The organism is Frankia tisae (assembly GCF_025403405.1).
Taxonomy (GTDB): Bacteria; Actinomycetota; Actinomycetes; order Frankiales; family Frankiaceae; genus Frankia; species Frankia tisai.
This window is the reverse complement of sequence record NZ_JANEZT010000303.1, coordinates 1-8,398: the sequence shown is the minus strand read 5'-3', so window position 1 is coordinate 8,398 and position 8,398 is coordinate 1. Positions and strand designations below refer to the sequence as shown.

7 protein-coding genes and 1 pseudogene are annotated in these 8,398 nt (G+C 69.3%); 6 read left to right on the top strand and 2 right to left on the bottom strand.

Translation table 11 applies throughout. From position 1 onward, the window contains the following. Positions 1-750, bottom strand: a pseudogene (locus NBZ85_RS23455) (tetratricopeptide repeat protein); the annotation flags it as partial. A 336-nt stretch (positions 751-1,086) separates the two neighbouring features. On the opposite strand from NBZ85_RS23455, the gene NBZ85_RS23450 reads away from it, so the two are divergent. The 3 genes from NBZ85_RS23450 (at position 1,087) to NBZ85_RS23440 (ending at position 4,395) form a co-directional block, all read left to right on the top strand. Further along, the gene (locus NBZ85_RS23450; RefSeq protein WP_261562600.1) at positions 1,087-2,172 is read left to right on the top strand and encodes an IS630 family transposase; all 1,086 of its coding nucleotides are present in this window, start codon (positions 1,087-1,089) and stop codon (positions 2,170-2,172) included. Between the two features lie 42 nt (positions 2,173-2,214). Continuing rightward, on the top strand, positions 2,215-2,784 hold the full coding sequence (locus tag NBZ85_RS23445) for a recombinase family protein (RefSeq protein ID WP_261562599.1): 570 nt from the start codon (positions 2,215-2,217) through the stop codon (positions 2,782-2,784). Positions 2,785-3,426: 642 nt separating this feature from the next. Further along, on the top strand, positions 3,427-4,395 hold the full coding sequence (locus NBZ85_RS23440; RefSeq protein ID WP_261557865.1) for a helix-turn-helix domain-containing protein: 969 nt from the start codon (positions 3,427-3,429) through the stop codon (positions 4,393-4,395). 106 nt (positions 4,396-4,501) lie between these two features. Here the strand turns inward: NBZ85_RS23440 and NBZ85_RS23435 are convergent, their stop codons facing one another. Next, a complete protein-coding gene (locus NBZ85_RS23435; RefSeq protein WP_261557863.1) occupies positions 4,502-5,326 on the bottom strand; it encodes an enoyl-CoA hydratase/isomerase family protein in 825 nt (274 codons plus the stop codon). Between the two features lie 132 nt (positions 5,327-5,458). On the opposite strand from NBZ85_RS23435, the gene NBZ85_RS23430 reads away from it, so the two are divergent. The 3 genes from NBZ85_RS23430 to NBZ85_RS23420 form a co-directional block, all read left to right on the top strand. Further along, positions 5,459-6,148: a cyclase family protein gene (locus tag NBZ85_RS23430; RefSeq protein WP_261557862.1), complete on the top strand. Its 690-nt coding sequence runs from the start codon at positions 5,459-5,461 to the stop codon at positions 6,146-6,148. A gap of 437 nt (positions 6,149-6,585) precedes the next feature. Then, positions 6,586-7,548, top strand: coding sequence for a DUF2637 domain-containing protein (locus NBZ85_RS23425; protein WP_261562598.1), 963 nt, complete (start codon positions 6,586-6,588; stop codon positions 7,546-7,548). Positions 7,549-7,887: 339 nt separating this feature from the next. Then, positions 7,888-8,398 (top strand): helix-turn-helix domain-containing protein (locus tag NBZ85_RS23420; RefSeq protein WP_261562597.1); only part of this gene is annotated, 511 nt, incomplete at its 3' end.

Below are 8,398 nucleotides of genomic sequence, written 5' to 3'. Positions count from 1 at the left end.
CAGCAGTCCGGCGCGGTTGGGGTGGTCGGGTGGGGTGGTCTCGACCGCGGCCCGGCCGGCGTCGATCGCCGCGTCCAGGTCCGTCATCTGCCCGACCCGCTCGAACCGGACCCGCAGGGCGAGGCCGAGGTTGGACAGCATCGCGGCGCGGTCGGGGTGGTCGGGTGGGGTGGTCTCGACCGCGGCCCGGCCGGCGTCGATCGCCGCGTCCAGGTCCGTCATCTGCCCGACCCGCTCGAACCGGACCTGCAGGGCGCCGCCGAGGTTGGACAGCATCGCGGCGCGGTTGGGGTGGTCGGGTGGGGTGGTCTCGACCGCTTGGCGGAGTAGAGCGATGGCGTCGTCCAGCGCCGGCCGATTACCGGTCCGCATCGTCTCGTGCAGCAGGACGACAGCACGGTCAGCCAACGCGGCGGTCATACCGGCGGCGCCGTTCGGCTGCTCCTCGAGGAAGGCGGCACGCACCTGGTCGGGGACGGCGTCCGGGCGGGCCCGGTACACCGGCGCGAACAACGCCAGAGCGGCGGCGAGATCCTGCTGGTCCTCGCCGCGCGGCAGGGCCTGGTAGCGCGCCCAGTGCAGCCATCCGGCTGCCTGGGCGATTTCCAGGTCCGCCGCTGGATCGGGGACCGTGGCGAGCAGAGCCGTCACCTCGGCGACCGCTTCCGGATCCAGCACCGTGGCCGGATTCCGGTCGACGTAAAACCGTTCCAGCCGTGCCCGTACTTGTTCGAGTAGACGCTCCCGCATTCTTCGCCCCCGTAGTGTCCGCAAGGCCCCGCCCCGCAGTCCCGCCCTCCGCTGACGCAGACGGCATGAACAGTCACCTTCACGCTATAGGGGGCCATACCGGGGGGCGACAGAGACGCGCCCGGTTCCCGCGCCCACGGGGACCGGCCCACCGCCGAGGCGTGATGTTCCCGAGATCGTGTCGGTTTGGGGTACACCCCAACACCACACGATCAACAAGCGCGAGAAGCGTCAGGTTAGGGTCCTCGGCGGGGTTTCTTGACGTGTGTCTACCAGGTTCCTAGTGTTCCGGTCTTGAGATCTGCGCTCTTATGAGATCTGCGTTGTCATGGAGGTATGGCAGGCAAGCCGAGACTCCCGCTCGTGCTCACCGAGACCGAGCGGCAGACACTCCAGGGATGGGCCAGCCGGCGCAGGACCGCGCAGGGCCTGGCCCAGCGGGCGCGCATGGTGCTCAGATGCGCGGACGGGTTGACGAACAAGGCCGTGGCCGCGGAGATGGGGATCACCCGGGAGACGGTCGGGCGGTGGCGTACCCGGTTCGTCCGGGACCGGTTCGCCGGGCTCAGTGACGAACCGAGACCCGGCGTGCCGCGCACGATCACCGATGCCCAGGTCGAGGAAGTCGTGGTCCGCACGTTGGAGGAGGTGCCCGAGGGTGCCACCCACTGGTCCAAACGCGAGCTGGCCCGGCGGGTCGGGATCTCCCCGACCAGCGTGCATCGGATCTGGCGGGCCTTCGGTCTCAAGCCCTGGGTGGTCGAGGAGTTCAAGGTCTCCACGGATCCGTTCCTGATCGACAAGGTCCGGGACGTGGTGGGCCTGTACCTGGCCCCGCCGCAGAACGCGGCGGTCTTCTCCGTCGACGAGAAACCGCAGATCCAGGCGTTGGAACGGACCGCGCCGGTGCTGCCGATGGTGCCGGGCACCCCCGAGCGGCGCAGCCACGACTACCACCGCCACGGCACCGTCGATCTGTTCGCCGCGTTGAACACCGCCACCGGCACGGTGATCGGCGCGACCTCCGCCCGGCACACCGCCGAGGACTTCACCGGGTTCCTCGCCGAGATCGACCGGCAGGTCGAACCGGGCTTGGCGGTCCACCTGATCTGCGACAACCTCGGCGTGCACAAGGCCCCGGCGGTGAAGACGTGGCTGCTGGAGCATCCGAGGTTCGCGTTGCACTTCACCCCCACCTACTCGTCCTGGCTCAACCAGGTGGAGCGGTGGTTCGCCGAGCTGCAACGCCGTCGCCTGGACCGGGGCGTGTTCTGCTCCATCGACGAGCTGACCGGCGCACTCGAACAGTGGATCAAATACTGGAACGCCAACGCCAAACCCTTCAAATGGACCAAGACCGCCGACCAGATCATCAACGCCATCGGACACTACTGCGACAGAATCTCCGGACCGGGACACTAGAGTCCATCCTGACATTTCGAGGTGTGGAAGGGGTCGGGGCGGATGCGGGTCGGCTACATCAGGGTCAGCAGCGTCGACCAGAACATCGTGAGACAACTCGACGGGGTCGAGGTCGGGCGGATGTTCACCGACACCGCGTCCGGGAAGGACAGCGACCGGCCGAAGCTCGACGAGCTGCTCGCGTTCGTCCGCGACGGCGACACCGTGCTCGTGCACTCCATGGACCGCCTCGCGCGCAACCTCGACGACCTGCGCCGCCTCGTGCGGACCCTGACCGGCAGGGGCGTGCGGGTCGAGTTCGTCAAGGAAAGCCTCTCCTTCACCGGCGAGGACTCGCCGATGGCCACACTGCTGCTCTCCGTCATGGGCGCGTTCGCCGAGTTCGAACGCGCCCTGATCCTCGAACTCCAACGCGAGGGCATCGCCGCCGCCAAGCAGCGCGGCATCTACACCGGCCGCAAACCCGCCCTCACCGGCGAGCAGGCCGCCCAGCTCCGTGAGCGTGCCGCCGCCGGCGAGCGGAAGTCCGACCTGGCCCGGGCGTTCGGCATCAGCCGCGAGACCGTCTACACCTACCTGCGGACCACAGCCGCCGCAGGTGTCGCCGGCTGAACTGACACGAACCAGCTGGCCAGCCGCCCGCGCGATCATGGCCAAGCTGGCCGCGTCATGCAGGAGACTTCAACGCATCACGCGGACCCGGACTCCTCTACACGACACCACAAACGCCCAGCTCAACCGCGCAGGCGACTTCGAAAATCGACAGGTTCCGGACAGTGTCGACAGACGACCGTTTGCCGACTACGTAGCCACACGCCCGTCGCGGGCTCGCGGACGAGCTCATTCGTAGCGGGACAGCATCCCGGAACGCTGAGACAGGCATCTGCGCGGATAACGGTGTCGATGAGCACCGCGAGCCACCGGGCGGAGGCATCGCCGACCGCCACTCCGGCTCCTCACTGTGCGTCGCATCGAGTGAAGCCCGACGATCCGACGCAGCACCGCCACCCTGTGCGCAGTCATACCCGTCCCTGGACCGTGCCGTTGAGGCAGGGTCTAATCCCCGACCGGAGCCTCCGCGGAAAGGTGAGTTGATGTGACCTCGGCGAAGAAATCGAATTCCACTTCGCCGGCATCGGCGTGCCGGGCGCGGATGACGGACTACTTGGCGACGGTGTGAGTGCCGTCATACTGGAGGCCGACAGGTCGGTGCGGCGGCCATGCGCTGCCAGGACACCCACGGCGCGGGGAGGCGTGGGGGCGTGCGACGATCATTCGACAATCCGGCAGGCCTGGCAGCCGGCGCGCTCGCTCAGTGCGCTCGTTCAGCGGTGTGACAAAGAGCAGACCAGGTGGAAGCGTCCGGCGGCGAACCAGAACAGAGGACTCCGGGTAGACGATGTGATGGACATGCAACCCTGCCTTGCCACCCTTTTGGAGAGCATCGTTCAGCGCAGGAAAGCGGCCGGGCTGAGCCAGGCCCAGCTCGCCAACCGGGTCCGCTATCAGCCCAGTTACCTGTCCAAGGCCGAGCGTGGTCTCCTCGGTGTGCCGTCCCAGTCGCTCATCGGCGCGATTGACGCCGAGCTGAACGCCGGCGGTCGGCTGGTCGAGCTGCGAAGGCATGCCTGGCTGGAGGACAAGGGGAGCCGGGCAGGTATCACCTGGCCACGCACACTGGAGGAGGTGGTTCCCACGGATCGTCGACAGCTCATCGTTGGGGGAAGTGCCGCCACTGTCGGTCCCGCCGTCGGCCCGGAGCCGCCCGCGCCCGTGTCGTCGCCCATCGGTGCGAGCCGCCGGGCCGGTGGCGCCATCGACCTGTCCGGGCGCTGGTGGACGGCCTGGCAGACGTTCCGGGACGGCGAGGAGATCCATTCCGCGCAGGAGGCGAGCCTGGAGCAGGCCGGGGCGAAGATCCATATCGAGGCGCTCACCCGCGGCCTGTCCAGCGAGGAGGGCGGCTACCTCTGGTGGGGTGAACTGCAGGTTTTCGACGAAGAGATCATCATGGGCTGGTATGTCAGTTCCGACAGTCCGGTTCGCTCGAAAGGGTCGCTGTTTCTCTCGCTGAATCCGCACGGCGACCGACTCACCGGGCGGTGGGTCGGGCTGAGCTATGACGGAATGTTCATCGAGGGCTGGGGTGCAGTGGCCCGGGACGAGCAGACTTCGCTCGCACTCATCGAGCGGCTCAAAAAGCAGTACCCGAAGGTCGCCTGAGTCCCGGCGCCTGTATGCGTGCCCCCGGTGCCACCGGCCGGTCGGCGTCTCGGCGTCTCGGCGTCTCCGTGTCGTCGGCCGGTCCGGTGCGTGCCGTGGGCGCGGGTCAGCTCCGGGGTTCGGTGGTTCCCGGGTGCTTCAGCTGGAGTGCCTGGTTCTGCAGGGCCAGCACCGACTCCACGCGGGCCGACCCGGTGAAGAAACTCTGGTGGCGCCGCGCTTCGGCGTCGACGAATTCTGCCAGGTTGCTACGTTCTGCCAACAGGATGTTGGCCTTCATCCCGCGTACGGCTCCGCGCGGGCGCGATCCCAGCTCGGTGACCATCGCGTCCACCTCCGCCTCGAACCGGTCGTCGGGAAAGACCCGGGCCACCAGCCCGATCCGCCGGGCATCGTCCGCGGTCAGTTTTGCCGGCAGGAAGCAGAGATCACGGGCAGCGGCCCCACCGAGCGCACGGGACAACGTCCACGGCAGACCGAGCTCGCTGGTGAGACCGAGCTGGGGGAAGGCGACGGAGAAACGGGCGCGGGCGGTGGCGACCCGCAGATCGCAGGCCGACGCCCAGGCGAACCCGGCGCCGGCGCAGCCGCCGTTGACCGCGGCGATGGTGAGCTGCGGCATCTCGTGTAGGAGGGTCGCGGACTGGTAGACCACCACCGGTGGGAGATCGGGATCGTGGTCCGTGAGCGCCGCCGTCAGGTCCGCGCCCGGGCAGAACGTCCGGCCGGCGCCGGTGAGAACGACGACGGACAGCGTGTCGTCCCGGGCGAGCTCGGTGAGCGCGGCGTGGATCTCGATCATCATTGCCGGGATGACACTGTTGTGCGCGGCCGGGCGGTTGAACCGGACCCAGGCGACCGGCGCATCGACGCGGACGTCCAGGGTGGTCCAGGGGCCCTGCGCGGGGTGCCGCGACGGTTCGGCGGTCAAAACTCGGCCAGGCTGGCGCGGGCGGTCATCGGCAGGCTCCTTGGGGGTCGGACCGTGCTCCGGCGGGGATTTCCCCATCGTCGTCCGTGCGCGTGATCCGCGCATCAGAGCCGTAGACGCAGGGAGCGCGCCATGTCTGTCGGGGACCGCCAGATCGTCGACCTGTCCCATCCCATCGTCGATGGGATGGTGACCTATCCCGGTCTGCCCGGTCCGCGGATCTCCACGTGGACCAGCCGGGCGGCCTCGGGGGAGCGGCTCGCGCCGGGGGTGTCGTTCCACATCGCCGCTGTCGACCTCGTCGCGAACACCGGGACCTACCTCGACGCACCGTTCCACTTTCACGCTGACGGCCCGGACGTCGCGGCCCTCGACCTGGCTCGGCTGGTGGACGTGCCGGCTGTGGTGGTCCGGGCGGCCGGCGTCGAGGCGGTGGGGGCCGAGCTGCTGCCGGCCGCCGCTGATCTTGCCGGGCGGGCCGTGCTCGTCCACACGGGCCATGCTCGGCGCTGGGGGAGCGAGGCTTACTTCGGCCCGGCGCCGCACCTGACGCAGACGGCCGTTGAGGCCCTGATCGCCGCCGGGGTGCTGCTGGTCGGCATCGACTCGCTCAACATCGACGATGTCGCCGACCTGTCCCGTCCTGCCCACCAGGGCCTGCTCGGCGCCGGCATCCCGATTGTCGAGCATCTCACCGCCCTGGACGAGCTACCCGACGGCGAGCCCGTTCAGCTCACCGTCCTGCCCGCGCCCGTCCGCGGCATGGGCACCTTTCCCGTGCGCGCCGTGGCCGTCGTCGGCGGGTCGACGCGTCGGCGATGACCAAGTCGTGGTGAGCGACGGCGTCCCGATCCCGATCCCGGCCGGACCGTTCGACGGGCCGTTCGGGCGCACGTTCACCTTCACCGACCCCGACGGCTACGCGGTGACCTCGCCACCCGCGCTGCCGCGCTCGGGAGTGAACGCGGGGCTCGCTGAGACATGGTCCGTTTTCTCGGAAAACAGCGCCACCCCAGATGGCACCGGGTGCAACAGACCCGGGTCCGGATGGTCAGGGGTGGCGAGGGCTGATGGTCGCGTGCTGTGACCTGGGAAATGCGTAGGTGGGCCGGTCTCCCACGCTCGGCACCAGGGCGAATACGGACACTCCGTACCGGCGGGGGGTCCGGATCGCCTGGACAGCTTTGGAGCAAAATGCATGGAGACGTCGCATTTCCGAAGCGGTGAGGAGATCGATCGGTGTGGATGGTGATCAGCCGATGAGCGAGGGTCGATCCTCCGGTGTCAGGGCGGAGCGGGCGATCCGGATCACCACGGTGGTCGCGGTGACGACGGTGGCGGTGGTGGCGGCCTTCGTGTCCTATCGGCACATGCGCGGGGTCGCGATGGCGCACGGGGAGGACTCGATGACCGCGGCGGTGCTGCCGTTCAGCGTGGACGGGCTGATCGTGGCCGCGTCGATGGCGATGCTGGCGGAGCGCCGCGCCGGGCGAAACCGGTCCTGGCTGTCCTACCTCCTGCTGGCACTGGGGGCCTGCGCGTCGCTGCTCGCGAACGTGCTGCACGCCGAACCCACGGTCACCGCCCGGATCATCGCCGGTTGGCCGCCGCTGGCCCTGCTCGGCTCCTACGAGCTGCTCATGCGTCAGATCCACCCGACCGCACGCCGCAGCGCCGACGATCCGGTCACCACCGTCCTACCGATCCCGCCGCAACGCGACCCGGCGCCCCCGCACGCCCCGGCGTCAGGCGCGGCTGACGACCCGGGCTGGACCGACAGCCGTGGACCCTCGACCCAGGCGGACGACGACACCGATCGGGTGGACATCGATCGGGTGGAGACCGATCGGGTGGAGACCGGCCGGGTGGAGACCGATCGGGTGGAGACCGGCCGAGAAGATGCCGACCGAGAAGATGCCGATCGGGCGGAGGTCGCGTCGCCCGCCGGGCTGGACGGCGCGGCGGACCCGGCCGTGAAACGCGAGGCGATCGTGCGCACCCTGGACCAGACCGGCGGGTCGGTCACCGAGGCGGTCGCGGTGCTCGCCGCCCAGGGCATCACGGTCAGCAAGAGCTGGGTCTACCAGGTCCGTAGGAACACCCCGTATGCCGACGTCAACACCGGCCCGTCCGCCCGACCCGTGCACCGGCCCACCGTTCGCGGACGGCGCCGCGGCATGGCTTCCGAACGGACCTTCGCCCCCACCACAGCCAGCGGCTGACCGTGCCGAGGGTCTCGCGCCCCGCTCGGATCCTGCCGCCCGCTCGGATCCTGCCGAAGGTGTTGCATGGCGACTCCACCGTCACCGAGAACTCCGGGGGATGCGCAGGCCTTCAGGCCGGGGAGGAATCCAGCTCCCCGCATCCGCCGAGCGGGGCAGGGGTAGGCGGTTCGCCGTCAGGCGAACCGCCGTGCGAACGCGGCATGTAACAGCTGGATGATTTCCCTGTTCGGGGAACAGTCGTCTTCTTTGATGGTTTCGGTGACGTGAGTGTGCAGGTCCTCCGGGAATCTCATGCCCGGCTTCTTCAAGGTCCCGTTTGCGGGTTAAAATGGTTTCATGTCGAGATTCCGGGTGTATCCTGGCGCGGCGCAGGAGGATGTTCTTCTTGTGTATTGTGGGCATGCGCGGTTCGTGTGGAACCTGTGTGTGGAGCAGCAGTCGTGGTGGAACCCGCGGGGTGGTCCCGCTCCCGGTTACGCCGAGTGGAATCGGCAGTTGACCGCGGCGCGGGGCGCGTTCGACTGGCTGGCGGCGGGCCGTGTGATCGTGCAGCAGCAGGCGTTGCGGGACTTCGCCACCGCGAGGGCGAACTTCTTCGGCGGGTCGCATCGGCGGCCGGGGTGGCGTCGCCGCGGGCGGGGTGAGGGGTTCCGGATCGTCGCCGTGCGGTCGGGTGATGTGCGGCAGGTCAACCGGCGCTGGTCGCGGGTGCGGATCCCCAAGGTGGGCTGGGTCAGGTTCCGCCGTAGCCGTACCGTTCCGGACGCCAGGTCCTATCGGGTGACGCGGGGTCGTGCGGGCCGCTGGCATGTCGCGTTCGCCGCCGTCCCCGACCCGATTCCCACCC

Bases quoted from the DNA above. Each gene is read 5' to 3' on its own strand.
- NBZ85_RS23445 (WP_261562599.1), top strand. From the start codon at position 2,215: ATGCGGGTCGGCTACATCAGGGTCAGCAGCGTCGACCAGAACATCGTG.
- NBZ85_RS23430 (WP_261557862.1), top strand. From the start codon at position 5,459: ATGTCTGTCGGGGACCGCCAGATCGTCGACCTGTCCCATCCCATCGTC.
- NBZ85_RS23450 (WP_261562600.1), top strand. From the start codon at position 1,087: ATGGCAGGCAAGCCGAGACTCCCGCTCGTGCTCACCGAGACCGAGCGG.
- NBZ85_RS23425 (WP_261562598.1), top strand. From the start codon at position 6,586: ATGAGCGAGGGTCGATCCTCCGGTGTCAGGGCGGAGCGGGCGATCCGG.